We start from the raw sequence: 17,691 nt of genomic DNA, 5'->3' as shown, positions 1-17,691 counted from the left end.
CCGGGACACATCATGAGTCAACCAGTACTCGAGCACATTGTATGCACCCTCGGTGACCATGCCGTACGCATGGGGTACTGGCAATGGGGGGAACCCGCAGCAGGGCATGTGGTGCTGTGCGTGCATGGCCTGACCCGCCAGGGGCGCGACTTCGATGCCCTTGCGAGCGAGCTGATCGAGCAGGCCCACCGGCGGGGACTGCCCCCGCTGCGCATCGTGTGCCCCGATGTGCCGGGACGTGGGCAGAGCGCATGGCTGCCCGATCCTGCGCTCTACCAGATTCCGGTCTATGTGCAGGGCATGGTGCAGCTGCTGACCCGGCTCGCGCAGCAGGCTCCCGTCGACACCCTGGACTGGGTGGGAACCAGCATGGGAGGATTGATCGGCATGGGGCTGGCCTCGCTCCAGGGCAGCGCCGCATGGCCGGCCGGGGTGCCTTCCCTGGCGCATCTGGTGCTCAACGACGTGGGCCCGCAGATCACCCATGCCTCGGTGGCCCGCATAGGGGCCTATGCGGGGGATACCGGGCATTACGCATCGGAGGCCGAGGCGCTGCAGGCCCTTCAGGAGCGCTTCGCGGCATTTGGCCCTCACACGCCGGAGGAGTGGGCACGGCTGAACCGGCCCATGCTCCGTCCCCATCCTGCCGGGGGGCTGCGTCTGCACTATGATCCGGCCCTGGCCGATGCCTTTCGCGAGGTGCCTCGCGAGGCCTTCGATGCGGGCACCCAGGTGCTGTGGAAGCTCTACGATGCCCTCTCCACTCCCACGCTCGTGATCCGGGGTGCGGAGTCCGACCTCCTGACCCCGGAAGCCGCACACGCCATGCAGATGCGCGGCCCCCATGCGCACGTGGTCGAGATTGCCGGGGCCGGGCATGCGCCTGCCCTCGACCATGCCGCAGAGATGCAGCCGATTGCCGACTTCCTGCTCGGGAGTTCCGGTGTTTCCCGTGTCTGACTGACTGACGGGCGCAGGCGGGGGCTTCCCAGGCCTGCTTCCGGTGTGATTCCCATGATTGCCTCTTCCTCTCTGTCCGATTCTTCAGCCTCTCCCGAGGATGTGGCCCACATCGTGCATGCCACTGCCGGCAGCCTGCCGGAGCCGGCCGATGTGCTGACCCAGGCCCGCCAGTTCGCCAGTCCTCTTCTGGCCAGCGTGCAGCTCGGAACGGGCGAAAACGCCCTGGTGCATGCCGATGGCGTAGCACGCATCCTGGAGCAGATGGGAGGGGCCCCCTCCCTGCAGGCAGCCGCCTATCTGGTCTATGCGTCCGAGCATCTGAGCCGGCCGCAGGAAATGATCACCCAGGTCTTTGGCGAAAGCTATGCGCACCTGGCCTTGCAGGCCACCCGGCTCATGCATCTGCAGCAGCACCAGCGCAACCAGCCCGGAGCCACCACCCCCCAGGAGCAGGCCGAGCAGATCGAGGCCGTGCGCAAGATGCTGCTGGCCTTCTCGCGCGACCTGCGCGTGATCCTGCTGCGTCTGGCCTCGCGGCTGCAGACCCTCCGGCACTATGCGGCGGTCAAGGAAGTGGCGCCCTATGCGCTGGCCTACGAATCCCTGCATGTGCTGGCGCCGCTGGCCAACCGGCTGGGCATCTGGCAGATCAAGTGGGAGATGGAAGACCTCTCCTTCCGCTTTCTGGAGCCCGATACCTATCGGCAGGTCGCGCGCTGGCTCGACGAGAAGCGCGTCGAGCGCGAGCAGCGCGCGGCCCGGTTGCGCGAGACGGTGCATGCCGGCCTGCTGGCGCAGGGCATCAGCGCCAACGTGCAGGCGCGGCCCAAGCACATCTACAGCATCGTCAAGAAAATGCGCGGCAAGGGGCTCGACTTCAGCCATGTCTATGACGTGATGGCGCTGCGCATCATCGTGCCGACGGTCGAAGACTGCTATGAGGCACTCAGCTGGGTGCATACGCGCTTCGAGGCCATCCCTTCCGAATTCGACGACTACATCGTCAAGCCCAAGGCCAACGGCTATCAGTCGCTGCACACCGTGGTGCGCGAACACGAGCAAGGTCAGCCCGAGCGCCCGCTCGAAATCCAGATTCGTACCCAGGCCATGCACGAGCATGCCGAAAGCGGGGTGGCTGCCCACTGGGCCTACAAGGAAGCCGGGACCAAGGGCTATGCCGGACACACCGCCAACAGTGCCTACGACGCCAAGATTGCCGTGCTGCGGCAGCTGCTGGCATGGGAGCGGGATTTTTCTGCCACCGGCAACGAGGATGCAGCCCCCGACGCGGCCCAGCTCGCTGCCGTGCTCGAAGACAAGATCTATGTGCTCACCCCCGAAGCGGCCGTGATCGAGCTGCCGGCAGGCGCCACGCCCGTGGATTTTGCCTACAGCGTGCACACCAGCCTCGGGCATCGGTGCCGGGGCGCGCGCGTGGATGGGGCGATGGTGCCGCTCAATACCCCTTTGCGCAACGGCCAGACCGTCGAGATCATTGCCGCCAAGGAGGGGGGACCCTCGCTCGACTGGCTCAGTTCCGATCAGAAATACATCGTCAGCAACCGTGCGCGGGCCAAGGTGCGTGCCTGGTTCAATGCCCGTGCCCAGCAGGAAACCATCGAGAAGGGCCGCGATGCCGTCGAGAAACTCCTGCAGCGCGAAGGCCGCACGGCCGTCAAGCTCGACGAACTGGCAGCCCAGCTCGGATTCGATGGTGCCGATGCCCTGTTCGAGGTGGTCGGCAAGGATGAATTCTCGCTGCGCAACATCGAGGCCGTGCTCAAGCCCCAGGCGCCCCCGCTGACGCAGGATGAATTCCTGCTGCAGAAGCAGTCGCAGCTCCAGGAGCGGCATGCCCACCGCAGCGGTCCCAAGGGGGGCGTGCTGGTGGTGGGCATGGGCTCGCTCATGACCCAGCTCGCCAAGTGCTGCAAGCCAGCCCCTCCCGATGCCATCGGGGGCTTTGTCACCCGGGGCAAGGGCGTGAGCGTGCACCGGCTCGACTGTCCCAACTACCGCAGCATGGTGCGCGACAACCCCGAGCGCGCCATCGAGGTGCAGTGGCAGGCCGAGGAGGGGCGGGAGGGTGTCGGGCACTATCCCGTCGATGTGCTGGTGCAGGCCCATGACCGGCCGGGTCTGCTGCGCGACATCAGTGAGCTCTTCGCGCGCGAGAAGATGCCCATGATCGGGCTCAAGAACGACATCGTGCGCGAAGTCACGCACATGACCCTGACCGTGCAGGTCAGCGACACGCATCGCCTGCGCAAGACCCTGGCCGAGCTGGCCGGCATGGACGGGGTGCGCAGTGCCCGGCGGCGCTGAACGCCCGTTCTGCCATGGGACTCTGATGCAGTCCAGAAAGAGGAAAGTGCAATTTGTCTGAAGTTTTGGATGCGCGGTGCGAAAATTGTGCAAACCCTGCTATACTACGCAGCTTCTGACGACAGGCGCGTAGCTCAGCTGGTTAGAGCACCACCTTGACATGGTGGGGGTCGTTGGTTCGAGTCCAATCGCGCCTACCAATTGCAAGCCCGCTGGTACACAGGTACCAGCGGGCTTTTTGCATGGGGTGTTGCCAGGTGCCCATTGCTGCAGGACGAGGCGCTGTCGATGCCGCAGGGGGCGCAGGGGGCAAGGGCAGTGGTGGCTCCATGCACGGATGTCGGCCGTCCTCCATGGGACAATGTGCCGCATGTCTGCCTCATCTTCCCTTGCGCATTCTTTCGCCGATTCGCTTGCCGGCAGCACGCCCGTGTCGCGGCGCTATCGCTATGCCGTGGTGATCGGACGCTTTCAGCCGGTGCATGAGGGCCATCGAGCCCTGTTGCAGGCCTGCCTGGACTGTGCGGATCAGGTCGTGGTGGTGATCGGGTCCGATCGGCAGCCCCGCAGCTTCAAGAATCCCTTCACGGTGGCGGAACGCTCGGCCATGGTGCGGGGCTGTCTGGAGGAAGGCGAGCGCCATCGGGTGCGCGCAGTCGGGGTGGTGGATGATCCCTACGACGACCAGGTCTGGATCGACGAGGTGCGGCAGGCTGCGGAGGCAGCCATCCGCGCCGATGGCGGACATCCCGACGGGATGCCCGTGGCTTTGGTGGGGCATGTCAAGGACGACAGCAGCTATTACCTGCACCTTTTCCCAGGCTGGGACTTCGTGCCCTTTGCCAACGTGGAGGGTATCAATGCCACCGATGTGCGCATGTGCTACTTCGGCCGTGCGCCCGAGGATGCGGCGCGCCAGCAGCGGATGGCCGCAACCATGCTGCCTGCTTCGACCGTGGCTTTCCTGCAGACGTTCCGTGCCACGCAGGCATGGGAACAGCTGGCGGACGAGCGGGAATATCTGCTGGACTACCGGCGCCGCTTCCGCTATGCCGAAGCGGGCTTCGCGCCCATCTTCTGTACCGTGGATGCCGTGGTGGTGCAGCGCGGCCATGTGCTGCTGGTGCAGCGCGGACGGGTGCCGGGGCAGGGCAACTGGGCCTTGCCAGGAGGTTTTCTCGAAGCGGACGAGCGGCTGCTGGACGGCGCACTGCGAGAGCTGCGCGAGGAGACAGCCCTTGCCGTGCCCGATGCCCAGCTGCGCGCCAGTCTGTGGGCTCGGCGGGTGTTCGATGCGCCGGACCGCAGCCAGCGGGGACGGGTTCTGAGTCATGCCCATGCATTTGGGCTCCCCGATTCCCATCCGCTGGCACCTCTGCCTGCCGTGCAGGGGCGCGATGATGCCGCGCAGGCCGCCTGGTGGCCGGTGGAGCAGCTTGAGGAGCTGCGCGATCGCCTGTTCGAGGACCACTATTTCATTCTGAAGTACTTCCTGACGCTGAAGCAGCCGTAGCGTCAGCCACACCGTACTCGGCAGAACGCTGCATCGGGGTTTCCCCGCGACAGGGAGAGCACCGCGGCAGGCACTGTCGGTGCCAGACCCACTACAATTGGTTGCAAGTGCCGCCCCGCGGCAGGGAGACGGAACAGGACCATGAAGATTCTCATCAGCAACGACGACGGGTACCAGGCGCCAGGCATTGTGGCACTGCACGATGCACTGCACACCATTGCCGACGTGGAGGTCGTTGCCCCCGAGAACAACAACAGTGCCAAGTCCAATGCCCTCACCGTCACGGCTCCCCTGTACGTGCAGCGGGCGGCGAACGGCTTCCGCTATATCAATGGCACCCCGGCAGACTGCGTGCACATTGCCCTGACCGGGCTCCTCGACGAGCTGCCCGATCTGGTGGTTTCGGGCATCAACAACGGTGCCAACATGGGCGATGACACCATCTATTCGGGCACCGTGGCAGCGGCCATGGAGGGCTATCTCTTCGGCGTCCCTGCCATTGCCTTCTCGCAGGTGGAGCGGGGCTGGGAACATGTCGAGGATGCCGCGCGGGTAGCCCGCGAACTGGTGCAGCGGCTTGGCGCTTCGCTCGCATCACGGCCTGCGGGCAGTTCGCCCTGGCTGCTCAACGTGAACATTCCCAACCGGCCCTATGCCGACCTTCAGCCCCTGCGCGTGTGCCGGCTGGGGCGGCGCCATTCTGCCGAGCCCGTGATCCGGCAGCAGAATCCGCGCGGCGAAACCATGTTCTGGATCGGCAATGCAGGTCCCGTCAAGGACAACGGCGAAGGCACCGACTTCCATGCCACGGGCGAGGGACACGTGTCCCTCACGCCGCTCAAGATCGATCTGTGCGATCACCATGCGCTCGGCTACTGGGCGCAGGCATTCACGGCCCAGGGGGGCGGCGGCATGGGCCCCGTGTGACCATGGCGCGGCCCACCTTTCCCGCGCGCAACCAGTGGAGCGAGGCCTCGTCGTCCGACACGGGGCCGGGCCGGGCTCCTGCACCTCCCCGGCCACGGGTGCCGCCGGGAACCGGCACGCTGGTGCCGACGGTTCCTGTGGGATCGGGCGCGGCTGTGCCCGTGCCGGCGCAGGCAGTGCCGCGCGCGCATGTGATGCCCGTCAACACACCGACCACGGTCGGCAACGCCGGTGCAGCCAATGCGGCGGCCCTCCGGGCCCGCATGGTTCAGCAGCTGGAGGCGCAGGGGCTGCACGATGCACGGGTGGCTGCAGCCCTGATGGCAGTGGAGCGCCACTGCTTTGTCGACAGTGCGCTTCTGGCACAGGCCTATCTCGACACCAGCCTGCCCATAGGCCTGCAGCAGACGATCTCCAAGCCCAGTGTGGTGGCACGCATGGTGGAGCTGTTGCTCTCGAGTCCGGCCATGCAGCAGCAGCCTCCCGATGCCAGGCTCGGCCGGGTGCTCGAAATCGGGACGGGATGCGGCTACCAGGCCAGCGTGCTCAGCGAGGTGGTGCAGGAGGTCTACAGCATCGAGCGACTCAAGGGACTGCACGAAAAGGCACGCGACAATCTGCGGCCGTTCCGCATTCCCAACATCCATCTGCTGCTGGGTGATGGCATGCTGGGCTATGCGCCTGGCGCACCCTATGCGGGCATCATCGCCGCGGCGGGAGGGGCCGCCATTCCACAGGCATGGGTAGACCAGCTGGCGGTAGGGGGGCGCATCGTGGCCCCCATGGCCACGGGGCCGCAGAGTCAGGTGCTCGTGGTGCTCGACCGGACAGCGCACGGTTTGCAACAAACTGTGCTCGAACCCGTGCTTTTTGTTCCCTTAAAATCCGGCATGGCCTGACGTTCGGGACGCGATGGCGTTTCCTGTCGGCCCGATCCATTTGCCGAGACGGAGGCAGCTTCCTGCAGGAAGCCGATCTGTCCGCAGCACTGGCAGATGGCCGTGCGAGGCTCCATGCCATCCCGTTGCGCTGCCGGAGGCAGTCGTGCCATGGCTCCGCAGTCCGGTGGAGTCTGTTTCGGGAGTCTGGCCATTTCGAATCCAGCAAGAAGGACTTTGCATGCGTTTCATTGCTCGCGTTGGCACTCTGCGCCAATGCACCCGCACCGCGTGGTGTCTGGGCCTGGCGGCCCTGCTCGCGGCCTGTGGTTCCACTCCCCGCGCCCCGGTCCAGGACCGTTCCACCGGCATGTTCTCCACCACTCCGCGCGTCGACCCGGCCACGCTGCCTGGGCATGAGTTCGCCGGTCGGCCCGGGTACTACACCGTTCAGCAGGGCGACACCATCCGCAGCGTCGCTCGCGCCAATGGGCTGGACTGGCGTGACATCACACGCTGGAACAGCCAGTGGGTGCCCAATCCAGACCAGATCGAGGTCGGCCAGGTGCTGCGCGTGGTCCCACCGCCCGGCATGGCGGCCCATGGGCCGGCTCCGGTGGTCAGGCACCGTGCGCCTGCAGCCACGACAGCGGCAGCCCCGGCTGTGCGCCATGCACGTGCGCATGAGGCGCCCGCTGTCACACCGGCCCCCGCAGCGCCTGCGGTGCAGGGGCATGCCTCTGGTGCCAGTGCGGCAGGCATCAGCCTGGCCTGGCCTACGCGGGGAGGGGCCATCCTCTCGTCCTTCGACGGGGATCGCAACAAGGGCATCAGCATCGGCGGGCGCGAGGGGGATCCCATCATGGCGGCTGCCGACGGCAAGGTGATGTATGCCGGTTCAGGCCTGCGCGGCTATGGCAACCTCATCATCCTCAAGCACAACAACACCTTCCTGACCGTGTACGCCCACAACAGCAAGCTGCTGGTGCGCGAGAACCAGACCGTGCGCAAGGGCCAGACGATTGCCGAGATGGGGCGCAGCGACAGCGACCGCGTCAAGCTGCACTTCGAGCTGCGTCGCAACGGCACCTCGGTCAATCCGCTGACCTATCTGCCTTCCCGGCCCTGACCTGGCCGGCGACGGCGCCTCCCTGTCTCGGCCACTTGCCGAACGGCGCGTGCCGAAAGCAGGAGCAGTCCATCGGCTGATTGCCCCGTCCCCTGTCCAGGAGGGCAGGGGACGGTTTCGTCGCTGCGGGGCAGCGTTTTCTGCGTGCGCTCGGTTCGATCGGGGCGGCGTTTAGTGTTTCTCTTTTCTTTTCCAGACCATCATGAGTGACCTTCCGATTGCACCGCCCGTCGAGGATGCCCCCCAGACCGATACCGACGAAGGGGGCACGACGGACCGGCTGGGCGAACTGCTGCCGTACTTCGGCGAACGTCCGCCGCATGCCCAGCCCGACTGGCTGCTGGTGCATGCCATGGATCTGGATGCGCAGGGGGTGTCGCGCCGCGCCGACGGCAAGGTGATCTTCATCGACGGGGCGCTGCCCTACGAATGGGTGAGTGCCAACACCTACCGCCGCAAGAACAACTGGGAGGCGGCCACGCTCACCGCCGTGCATCGCGAGTCGTCGCAGCGCGTGCGACCTGCCTGCCCGCACTTCGGCCTGCATGCCGGCGCCTGTGGCGGATGCAAGATGCAGCATCTGCATCCCGATGCCCAGGTGGCCATGAAGCAGCGCGTGCTCGAGGACAACCTCTGGCACCTTGGCAAGTGCCGTGCGGGCATCATGCTCAGTCCCATCCATGGGCCAGACTGGGGCTATCGCTGGCGTGCACGCCTGTCGGTGCGGCATGTGATCAAGAAGGGCGAGGTGCTGATCGGCTTCCATGAGCGCAAGAGCCGCTACATTGCCGACATGCGCAGCTGCGCCATTCTGCCGCCACATGTCAGTGCGCTGCTGCTGCCCCTGCGTGCGCTCGTGGCCGGCATGGAGGCGCGTGACACCTGCCCGCAGATCGAGCTGGCCTGTGGCGATGGCGTGACTGCACTGGTGCTCCGCCACCTGGAGCCCCTGAGCGAGGCCGATCTGGCGCGCCTCCATGCCTTTGCGCGGGAGCACGCCGATGCCGGAGTGCAGTGGTGGCTGCAGCCCAAGGGCCCCGACACCGTGCACTGCATCAGCCCCGATACGCCCACCCTGAGTTACAGCCTGCCCGAATTCGGCATCACGATGCCTTTCCGCCCGACGGACTTCACGCAGGTCAATCCGCACATCAACCGCGTGCTGGTCAGCCGGGCCCTGCAATGGCTGGATGTGCAGCGCCACGAACGCATCATTGACTGGTTCTGTGGGCTGGGCAACTTCACCCTGCCGATCGCCACCCGGGCCCGCGAGGTGCTGGGCATCGAAGGCAGCGAGGCCCTGGTGCAGCGCTCGCGCGAGAACCATGCGGCCAACCAGCCAAACGCCCATGGACACGCGCTGGCACCCACACGCTTCGTGGCACGCAACCTGTTCGAGATGACCCCGGCCATGCTGGTGGCAGATGGCGCTTCGGACAAGTGGCTCGTCGATCCGCCGCGTGAAGGCGCCTTTGCGCTGGTCAAGGCTCTGGCGGACATTCACCAGCAGCGTCTGGGACGGGAAGTCGAGGGCGAGAGCAGCTATGTGGCACCTGCCGAGTGGCAGCCTCCGCAGCGCATCGTGTATGTGAGCTGCAATCCCGCCACCCTGGCACGCGACGCAGGGCTGCTTGTGCACCAGGCGGGCTATGTGTTGCGCGCGGCCGGGGTGGTGAACATGTTTCCGCACACGGCGCATGTGGAAAGCATGGCGGTGTTCGAACGGGCTGATGCCTCGCAGTCCCGTATTCCGCAGGCCACCGAATCCGTGGCCGGGGCCTGACGTCTGCTCAGTGCGAGGACAGGCCGTCGGTGGTCTGGATGCTCCCGTTGCGGGAGGTCTCCCGGCGGCCCACGCTCAGGTCGACCGTGCCATAGAGCTGTACTCCGGAGGCGCTCGATCCGGCTATGCCCAGGTTGCTGCCGTTGCCTGCAGGGGAACCCAGGGCCGCATTTTCCTGGAGTGCGGAAGAGCCTGCACAGCCTGCCAGCAGCAGCATGGTCGCAGCGGCAAGCGTGGCTGCAGAAAGTCGATATCGGGAGGGGACGGTAGTGGGCGTGGACATGCAGGCTCCGGAAAAATGCACCAGGAATCAAAGGCATCAGCCTAACCGCGTCCTGCGTGACTGCAGGGGGAACAGGGCAGGCAAGCTGTGACGATTGGTGACGAAGCGTTCATGGCTGGTGACCTGGGCATGCGATGTGCGGGCATGAAAAAACCGCCTCCCGTGCAGGAGGCGGTGTGTCAGAGGGAGAGACAGCCGGTGCACCTGCCATGCCGGTTGTGCACCGGGGCTGCTCAGTCACGGTCGCTGGTGAGGCCCAGAATGACCAGCAGGCTCTGGAACACGTTGTAGATGTCCAGATAGAGCGCCAGGGTGGCGGAGATGTAGTTGGTTTCACCGCCGTCGATGATGCGCTTGAGGTCGTAGAGCATGTACAGGCTGAAGATGCCCACGCACAGGGTGGAGAGGGCCAGCATCATGGCGCTCGATCCGAGAAACAGGTTGATGAGGCCTCCGAACAGGACCACCAGTGCTCCCACGAACAGCCATTGCCCCATGCCCGACAGGTCGCGCTTGACGACGGAGGACAGCACGGCCATGACGGCGAAGACGCCGCCCGTACCGGCAAAGGCGGTCATGATCAGGCGTGCCCCGTTGGCGCGGCCGAGCACGGCGGACAGCAGAGGGGCGAGCATCAGGCCCATGAAGAAGGTGAAGCCCAGGAGCACCAGCACACCGGTACCGGACTGCTTGGTGCGCTCGATGGCGTACATGAAGCCGAAGGCGCCGATCAGGAACACGGCCATGCCGAGGCCTCCCGACAGCAGCGCCATGGCGCCACTGGCCACCCCGATCCATGCGCCCAGCACGGTGGGAACCATGCTGATGGCAAGCAGCAGATAGGTGTTGCGCAGCACGCGCTGGCGGGTCGCCATGTCGGGTGCATAGGCAGATCGCCCCCAGTCGCTGCTGGCGGGGACGCCGGAAGAATTGAAACGGTTTTCCATGGAATTCCTTTGGGAAAGACGGGAGCGGGGAGAAACGGAGGCAACGCGCAGGCAGAAGATACGCGACAGGTCCATGCATTTCCGCTGTTTCCGTGACGACATGGACGGATTGATTATAGAGGCGCCCCCTGAATCGCTCGCAAGGACATGTAACACCCATCCCGATGCCCGGCCACTCCGGGGCTGCAGAGGAATGCAGGACCGGCAGGCTATTTGGTGAGAATGAGCTTGCCCTGTCGGGTGGACTGCAGGCGATAGGTTTCGCCCTGGTGGACGATGGTGACCGAACGCTTCCCCTGAAGCAGGGCTTCGCTGGCGATGCACCGGTCGGTGGGGGCAACGGTCACCGGCACGGCGGCAGCCGGAGAGGTGGAAGAGGCAGGAGACGATGCCGGTGCGGCATCAGGGCGTGCAGGGCAGGTCATCGGGCAGGCTCCGTGACGAATCCGACCGACGTCATGCCGGCCTCGCGCGCGGCGGCCAGGGCCTGGGCGACGGGTTCGTAGCGGGTGGCCCGGTCGGCGCGCAGTTCGATGGGGGGCTGGGGGCTGCGGTGTGCGGCCTCTGTGAGGCGGGTGCGCAGCTCCTGAGGCGATACGCGCGCATCGTTCCAGAAGGTCTGGCCGGAGGCGTCGATGGTGAGCCGAATGGCGTCTGGCTGCGGTGCGGCAGGAGCGGACTGAGCCTGCGGCAGTTCGACCCGGGTGGAGTTCTGGATCAACGGCATGGCAAGGATGAAGACGATGAGCAGCACGAGCATGACGTCGACCAGGGGCGTCATGTTGATTTCCGTCATCAAGGTGTCGTCGGTGGGGTCGGAAAGGGGGATGGACATGGTGGCGGAACGGCAAAAGTAGACAGAGGAAAGGCAAGAGGCATGCGTGCGGCGGTCAGGCCACGCGGGCGCCCGTGACGAGGCAGGCATGCAGGTCGTGCGAGAAGCGGGCCAGGCTGGAGCTGACGTGCTTGTTGGCGCGAACCAGGGTGTTGTAGCCGAGGACGGCGGGAATGGCGACGGCGAGGCCCAGAGCCGTCATGACGAGAGCTTCCCCGATGGGGCCGGCAACGCGGTCGATGCTGACGGCGCCGCTGCCGCCGAGGCCCATGAGGGCGTGGTAGATGCCCCAGACTGTCCCGAACAGGCCGATGAAGGGCGCCGTGGAGCCGATGGAGGCGAGCACCGAGAGCCCGGCCTGCAGCCGTGCCACGAGACTGTCCATGCTGTGGCGCAGACACAGGCTGATCCAGTCACTTACGGGCAGGGTGTCGTGCAGTTCGGTGGATTCGGCCTGCAGGCGGTGGTGGGCGCGTGCGTCCAGCCCTGCCTGAGCCAGGGCACGGAAGGGGGTTTCGGATTCTCCGAGCAGCTGCATGCCGGCAGCCATGTCGGGACTGTGCCAGAACTGTTCGGTCCTGCGTGCCAGGCGATGACAGCGCCAGGCTTCCCAGGCCTTGCCGACCATGATGATCCAGGTCAGCAGCGACATGAGCAGCAGGACGAGCGCGACGCCCCTGGTGATGGCATCGGCCTGCAGCCAGAAGTGGGTCAGGTCGAAGGAGCTGGCGGCAAGGGACGGGGTGGAAGAGGAGGCTGGGGTGGTCATGGGAAGGGTCTGGGAACAGAAAGAAGAGAGGGAAGAAGCGGCCCGCCGGGCTGGCATCAGTCGAGGCGGAAGGCGATGGGGACGTCATAGTCCATGGCGGTGGCTACGCCATGGCGCTTGCCGGGCACGAAGCGCCAGCGCTGCACGGTGTCTTGGGCGGATTCATCGAGTGCGGGATAGCCGCTGGAGCGCTGTATGCGCACCTGCTGGGCGGTGCCGTCGGCTCCTACCCGTACGCGCAGCACCACGGTGCCGGATTCGCGCAGGCGCTTGCTGGCGAGGGGGTAGGGCGGACGTGGGTTGCGCAGATAACTGGCCTGGCTGGAAGGAAGTTCCAGCGAGGGCGTCGTGGAATCTGCGCTCTGTGCGGCTCCTTGCCGTGCTCCTTCTGTCTGCGTATGCGTGTGGGTCGAATCCGTGGCTGAAGCGCGGGACGCATGCGCGGGAGCAGAGTCCTGGGTGCGGGATGTGGGGCCTTCTGCGGGCGCTGTGACGTGTGCGCGTTCCGGAGTGCGGGCAGAGGCCCTGGGCACTGCGGTGGGCCTGGACACAGAGGGGCGCTGCGGGGATGGAGTCGACGTCCGGGAGGGGGCCGCTGCCTGTGGGTGTGGAGCTGGCGGTTCAGCGGGGCGTGCGGGTGTGGCTGCCTGCATGGCGACGGGGCTGCGTTCGATCCAGCGTGCCTGAAGCAGGTCCGAGGTGGGCAGGGGCTGGGGTCGCTGCGGCTGGGACGCAGGGGATGCGATCCACAGCAGGCTCCCATGGATCAGCACGACTGCGGGTGCAATGAACAGATAACGACGATCGGGCATGAGAGAAAAGAGGGCAAGGCCAGAAGCACGGAGCGGTGGAATAGATATCTGGGAGCGATGTATAAATTATAAATGAGAATCAATATCAATTAAGAGAAGAGGGGTTCAGGCCTATTCCAGGTGTTCCGGACCGATGGCATCGACAGTGGCGCAGCCGCACAGGGCCATGCAGGCTTCGAGTTCGTCACGCAGGGTGCGCAGCATGTGAGCCACGCCGCGCGCTCCGGCATTGGCAAGAGCGAACACCTGGGGACGCCCGATGAGCACGGCATTGGCTCCCAGCGCCAGCGCCTTGAACACATCGGTGCCACGGCGGATGCCGCCATCGACCAGCAGCGGGAAGTCCGCTCCGACGGCGGCCCGGACCTGCGGCAGCAGGCGGGAGGTGGGAGGCATGGTGTCGAGAGTGCGGCCGCCATGGTTGCTCACGATGAGGCCGTGTATGCCGAGATCCTGGGCACGGCGGGCGTCTTCGGGGTGGGTGACGCCCTTGAGCCACAGGGGCAGGGAGGTCTGTTTCTGGAGCCATTCCACATCGGCCCAGGTCGGGGCATGGGCGGTCACGCCCTGGCACAGCCCGGCCTCGGCATGCGAAGCGGGCCAGGGACGGTTGGGCAGATCGGCCAGATGGGGTGGTTGCTTCTGGGGAGGGAGTACGAATCCGGTTCGGCGTTCTGCATCGCGCACCCCCTGGACCGGGGCATCCACCGTGAGCACGAGGGCTGCACATCCTGCCTGTTCGGCGCGGTGGATGAGTGCCAGGGTGTCGTCGCGATGGGGCTGTGCATACAGCTGGAACCATGGGGGCAGGCCGCCGGAGTCGTGCAGGCAGGCTGCCAGGGGTTCGATGGGGGTGCTGGAGAGGGTGCTCACGACCATGCCGACGCCCATGGCGGCTGCCGCGCAGGCGCTTGCCAGTTCGCCGTCGGGGTGGGCAAGCTGCTGATGGGCCACCGGAGCCAGCAGCAGCGGGGCGTGCAGGGTGGCGCCCTGCAGCAGGGTACGGGTGTGCCCGCCCGTCAGCGACTGCAGCACGCGCGGCCGCAGCGTCAGGCTGCGCCAGCCCTGGCGGTTGGCGGCATGGGTCAGGCCATCTGCCGCAGTGCCCGCAAAATAGGCATGTGCAGCGGCGCCCAGCATGTGCGCGGCATGGCGCTCGTGGTCGTCCAGGGTGATGATGCCGGGGGGAAGAGGAGAGATGGAAGGGGGATTCCAGGAGATATGCACGGCGCAGGCGAAGATGGGTGATGACAGGGCAGCCAGGAGCAGGTGACAACAGGGCGAAGGATTGCCTATGTCTCTGCCCACATGCGCAGCAGGTTGTGGTAGGTGCCGGTGAGCTGGGTGGTATCGGCACTGTCGCCATGCTGGCTGCGCAGCCGGGTGAGCGCCAGGTCGAATTCATGCAGCAGACGGCGCCGGGCATCGTCTCTCACCATGCTCTCGATCCAGAAAAAGCAGGCCAGCCGTTCGCCCCGTGTGACCGGCAGCACCTGATGCAGGCTGCTGGAAGGGTAGAGCACTGCGCTGCCGGCGGGCAGCTTGATGCGGTGCTCGCCGAAGGTGTCGGCAATCTGCAGTTCGCCACCGTCGTAGGTGTCCGGCTCGTTGAGAAAGAGGGTGCAGGACACGTCGGAGCGTACCCGCACACCCTGCGGGCCCTGGAGCACGGCGTTGTCGTAGTGAGGGCCGTAGTGGTCGCCCACGCCATGCCGATTCACCCGTGGGGGAAACACCCGACGGGGCAGCACGGCACCCAGAAAAACCGGGTGTCTCTGCAGGGCGTCGGCCACCTGCTGCCGGATGTGCTGCAGGGCGGCACTGTCGGCCGGCAGCTGGCTGTTGTGCTTGACGGTGCGGGCCAGGGCCCCTGCCGTGTGGCTGCCAGCATCCCACGAGGCATCCCGCAGGTGCGTCTGGATGATGGCAAGCTGGGCAGGGGAGAGCAGGGCGTCGAGTGTCAGGATCATGGCGTGCGTGTGCCTGGAGGCAGAAAAATGCAGCGATCTGTGCGCTTGACCGGCCGGGGCCTTGGGGGCCCCGGCCCGCGCGTTCAGAACCGGTAGGTGGCGGTCAGGCTGTAGGTGCGGCCGGCACCGGCGATGTAGTGCCCGCGGTAGAGCTCCGCCGCATACAGCTTGTTGGTGGCATTGAGCAGGTTGGCGCGGAAGCTGAGGTGGCTGTTGTGCCGGTATTCGGCCATCAGGTCATAGGTGGCATAGCCCGGTACCCGGATGCTGCTCAGTACCGGAGTCTGCGAGCTGCGGAAGTTCACCCCGGCTCCCACGCGCCACTGGGGGTGGACCTGGTAGGTGGTCCATACCGTGCCACTGTGGCGGGGCGTCAGCCCCGGGCGCTCCCCTACGCGCTCGCCGGGCTGGTTCTGGCTGCAGGAACCCGTGGCCGGGCAGGCAGCAGCCTTGTCCACCTTGGCGACAGGCAGATACATGTAGGAGCCATAGACCTCCCACTGGGGCGTGATGCGGCCGCTGAGGTCGATTTCCAGTCCGGCTGCATGGCGCTGGCCGCTCAGGTTGGCCACGGGAAGGTCGGGGTCGGTGTTGCGCTCGTTGTATTTGGTGGAGTGGAACAGGGCGATCCGGCCGCCGAGCTGGCGGTCGGTGGATTCGAACTTGGCTCCGAGCTCGATGTTGCGGCTTTTCTCGGGCGGGACGGAAGCGGTGGAGGCGCTCAGCGAATAGGCATCGCCCGAGGTGTTGAAGGACGTGCCATACGACAGATAGTAGGTCTGGTTGGCGGTGGGCTGGTAGAGCAGCCCGGCGCGCTGGCTCCACTCGGACACCTTCATGCGGTACGAGCTCGTGGCACCGGACAGGCTGTAGGTGTCGTAGTCACCGTGCAGCCAGTCGTAGCGCAGGCCCCCCACCACTTTCCAGGCCGGTGCGATCTGCACCACATCCTGCACATAGGCTCCCAGCCCTGTCGAACGGTAGTGTCCGGAGCGATACAGGGTGCGTGCGGCTTCATCGACCCATGCGCCATCGTCGGGACTGCCGACCGTGGTGGAGGGCTTGGTGCCTGTGCTGGTGGGGGTGTAGCTGTCCTTGGTTTCGCGCGAAAAGTCCACACCGGCCGTGATCGTATGCTCCAGTCCGCCCCACTGGAACTGGCCGGTGTAGTCACTCTGGAGCTGCAGGGTGTCCACGTCCTGGATCTTGTACTTGGGCGAACGGGTCAGCACCGTGTCGGCCGAAAGCGTGGCGTCGGTCACTCCGCTGGCGAGCCGCATCGCACTGGCCCGTACATCGCGCGAGAAACGGCCGGCACGCAGGCGGGTGACGATCTCTCCGCCCGTGTCGAATCGGTGGGTATGCGACAGTCCTGCCAGCGTCGCGCGACTGTGGTTGTAGTCGCTTGCCATGGCATAGTTGGCATCCGGCGAGACCGGGAGCAGCTGCCGCTCGGACGAGGAGGAGGCAGCCCCCGCCGGCGTGAGGTAGGGCACGCCGTAATTGATGCCGTTCTGGTTGTCGAGGTGGTAGAGGCTCACCAGAAATTCATCGCGCATGCCGATACCCCAGGCATAGGAGGCGGCCAGCCCCTTGCGCTCCTCGCGCGCGCCGATGCCGTTGCTTGCCGCATGGTCGGAAAGGGCATTGATGCGCAGGGCCTGGGTATCGCCTGTCTGGATGTTGAAGTCGCCGGTGAGACGCAGGCGCTGTCCATTGCCCACCGTGGCCGACACCTCGTAGTCGTTGAGCGGACGCGGGGTCTTGCTCACCTGGTTGACGGCCCCGCCCGTGGAACCGCGGCCGAACAGCATGGAGGCCGAGCCGCGCAGAACCTCCACCTGGTCGAGATTGAAGGTGTCGCGGTCGTAGAAGGCGGGATCGCGCATGCCGTCCAGAAACAGGTCTCCGCTGGCAGCCAGGGAGAACCCCCGCAGGCGGATGTCCTCTTCGCCCGTTTCGCCGGCCTGGAAGGTGACGCCAGCCGTTTCCTGAAGCGCTTCCTTGACCGTGGCGATGCGGCGGTCGTCCATCAGCTTCTCGGTCACCACGGTCACCGATTGCGGAATGTCCTTGAGGGCCTGCTTGCCCTTGCCGATGCGTGCGGTGGTGGCATGGATGGTGTCTTTGCCCTCGGGTTCGGGGGCCTTCTCGCGCACTTCGACCGTGGGCAGGGTGCCGTCGACCGATTCGGTTCGCACATCCTGAGCCCATGCGGCCGTGCCCAGAGTTCCCAGCAGCAAAGCGGCACCGAGGGGCATCACGGGCAGCCCGGTGCTGCCGCCAGCTGCTGCACCGGAAGCGGAGGAGGCGCTCCTCCCGGCAGACAGAGAAAAGGTCGACGGGGCAGCAGCAGGGGGGACGACGGCAGAGGAGCGGGATGTGCGGCGGGAACGGGCAGAAAAAGTCATGGAATCAGAACAAGGCAATGGCGGAGAAATCGCTGGCTATGTCTGTCCATGGGCATCCTGCCGGGAACGTCTGCCGTGCGGCAGATGCATCCCGATGCTTGCGGCAGTGTGGCTGGCTGTGCAAGGGACGATGCGATCTGAAATCG

Annotated in this window: 16 protein-coding genes and 1 tRNA gene; 8 read left to right on the top strand and 9 right to left on the bottom strand. The window is 66.1% G+C overall.

Annotation, left to right across the window (positions count from 1 at the left end; genetic code table 11):
- Positions 1–12 precede the first annotated feature (12 nt).
- From ACP2WS_RS02460 to rlmD, 8 genes are all read left to right on the top strand, one after another.
- The gene (locus ACP2WS_RS02460; protein ID WP_426459332.1) at positions 13–960 is read left to right on the top strand and encodes an alpha/beta fold hydrolase; all 948 of its coding nucleotides are present in this window, start codon (positions 13–15) and stop codon (positions 958–960) included.
- A 54-nt stretch (positions 961–1,014) separates the two neighbouring features.
- On the top strand, positions 1,015–3,288 hold the full coding sequence (locus tag ACP2WS_RS02455; RefSeq protein ID WP_374491126.1) for a RelA/SpoT family protein: 2,274 nt from the start codon (positions 1,015–1,017) through the stop codon (positions 3,286–3,288).
- 123 nt (positions 3,289–3,411) lie between these two features.
- A tRNA-Val gene (locus tag ACP2WS_RS02450) sits at positions 3,412–3,488 on the top strand.
- A 170-nt stretch (positions 3,489–3,658) separates the two neighbouring features.
- Positions 3,659–4,801 (top strand): bifunctional nicotinamide-nucleotide adenylyltransferase/Nudix hydroxylase, encoded by a 1,143-nt coding sequence (locus ACP2WS_RS02445; protein ID WP_426459331.1) that lies wholly within the window; start codon positions 3,659–3,661, stop codon positions 4,799–4,801.
- Positions 4,802–4,942: 141 nt separating this feature from the next.
- Positions 4,943–5,728 carry a 5'/3'-nucleotidase SurE gene (gene surE / locus ACP2WS_RS02440; protein ID WP_426459330.1) on the top strand — a complete coding sequence of 262 codons (786 nt, stop codon included), beginning with the start codon at positions 4,943–4,945 and terminating at the stop codon, positions 5,726–5,728.
- Positions 5,729–5,730: 2 nt separating this feature from the next.
- A complete protein-coding gene (locus ACP2WS_RS02435; protein WP_426459329.1) occupies positions 5,731–6,627 on the top strand; it encodes a protein-L-isoaspartate(D-aspartate) O-methyltransferase in 897 nt (298 codons plus the stop codon).
- A gap of 220 nt (positions 6,628–6,847) precedes the next feature.
- Complete coding sequence (locus ACP2WS_RS02430) at positions 6,848–7,735, top strand: peptidoglycan DD-metalloendopeptidase family protein (RefSeq protein ID WP_426459328.1); 888 nt, start codon at positions 6,848–6,850, stop codon at positions 7,733–7,735.
- A gap of 202 nt (positions 7,736–7,937) precedes the next feature.
- The gene (gene rlmD / locus ACP2WS_RS02425; RefSeq protein ID WP_426459327.1) at positions 7,938–9,518 is read left to right on the top strand and encodes a 23S rRNA (uracil(1939)-C(5))-methyltransferase RlmD; all 1,581 of its coding nucleotides are present in this window, start codon (positions 7,938–7,940) and stop codon (positions 9,516–9,518) included.
- A gap of 7 nt (positions 9,519–9,525) precedes the next feature.
- Here rlmD and ACP2WS_RS02420 read toward each other — a convergent pair whose 3' ends face one another.
- The 9 genes from ACP2WS_RS02420 to ACP2WS_RS02380 form a co-directional block, all read right to left on the bottom strand.
- Entirely contained in the window at positions 9,526–9,801 is a 276-nt protein-coding gene (locus tag ACP2WS_RS02420) for a hypothetical protein (RefSeq protein ID WP_374491114.1), read from the bottom strand.
- Between the two features lie 233 nt (positions 9,802–10,034).
- Positions 10,035–10,748, bottom strand: coding sequence for a Bax inhibitor-1 family protein (locus tag ACP2WS_RS02415; RefSeq protein ID WP_374491112.1), 714 nt, complete (start codon positions 10,746–10,748; stop codon positions 10,035–10,037).
- A gap of 209 nt (positions 10,749–10,957) precedes the next feature.
- Positions 10,958–11,173: a hemin uptake protein HemP gene (gene hemP, locus ACP2WS_RS02410; protein ID WP_426459326.1), complete on the bottom strand. Its 216-nt coding sequence runs from the start codon at positions 11,171–11,173 to the stop codon at positions 10,958–10,960.
- On the bottom strand, positions 11,170–11,583 hold the full coding sequence (locus ACP2WS_RS02405) for an ExbD/TolR family protein (RefSeq protein WP_426459325.1): 414 nt from the start codon (positions 11,581–11,583) through the stop codon (positions 11,170–11,172). Before ACP2WS_RS02405 ends, hemP begins: the two co-directional genes overlap by 4 nt.
- A gap of 55 nt (positions 11,584–11,638) precedes the next feature.
- Complete coding sequence (locus ACP2WS_RS02400; RefSeq protein ID WP_374491104.1) at positions 11,639–12,352, bottom strand: MotA/TolQ/ExbB proton channel family protein; 714 nt, start codon at positions 12,350–12,352, stop codon at positions 11,639–11,641.
- 56 nt (positions 12,353–12,408) lie between these two features.
- Positions 12,409–13,164 (bottom strand): energy transducer TonB, encoded by a 756-nt coding sequence (locus tag ACP2WS_RS02395; RefSeq protein ID WP_426459324.1) that lies wholly within the window; start codon positions 13,162–13,164, stop codon positions 12,409–12,411.
- Between the two features lie 111 nt (positions 13,165–13,275).
- Positions 13,276–14,391: an alpha-hydroxy acid oxidase gene (locus tag ACP2WS_RS02390; RefSeq protein WP_426459322.1), complete on the bottom strand. Its 1,116-nt coding sequence runs from the start codon at positions 14,389–14,391 to the stop codon at positions 13,276–13,278.
- Between the two features lie 65 nt (positions 14,392–14,456).
- Positions 14,457–15,134, bottom strand: coding sequence for a Fe2+-dependent dioxygenase (locus ACP2WS_RS02385; protein WP_426459321.1), 678 nt, complete (start codon positions 15,132–15,134; stop codon positions 14,457–14,459).
- Between the two features lie 83 nt (positions 15,135–15,217).
- Positions 15,218–17,545 carry a TonB-dependent receptor gene (locus ACP2WS_RS02380; protein WP_426459319.1) on the bottom strand — a complete coding sequence of 776 codons (2,328 nt, stop codon included), beginning with the start codon at positions 17,543–17,545 and terminating at the stop codon, positions 15,218–15,220.
- Between the last annotated feature and the right edge of the window lie 146 nt (positions 17,546–17,691).

The organism is Brachymonas moutaii (nom. illeg.), assembly GCF_049977365.1.
Classification (GTDB): domain Bacteria; phylum Pseudomonadota; class Gammaproteobacteria; order Burkholderiales; family Burkholderiaceae_C; genus Brachymonas.
The sequence above is the reverse complement of the archived record's forward strand: the minus strand, read 5'-3'. Positions and strand labels throughout refer to the sequence as shown.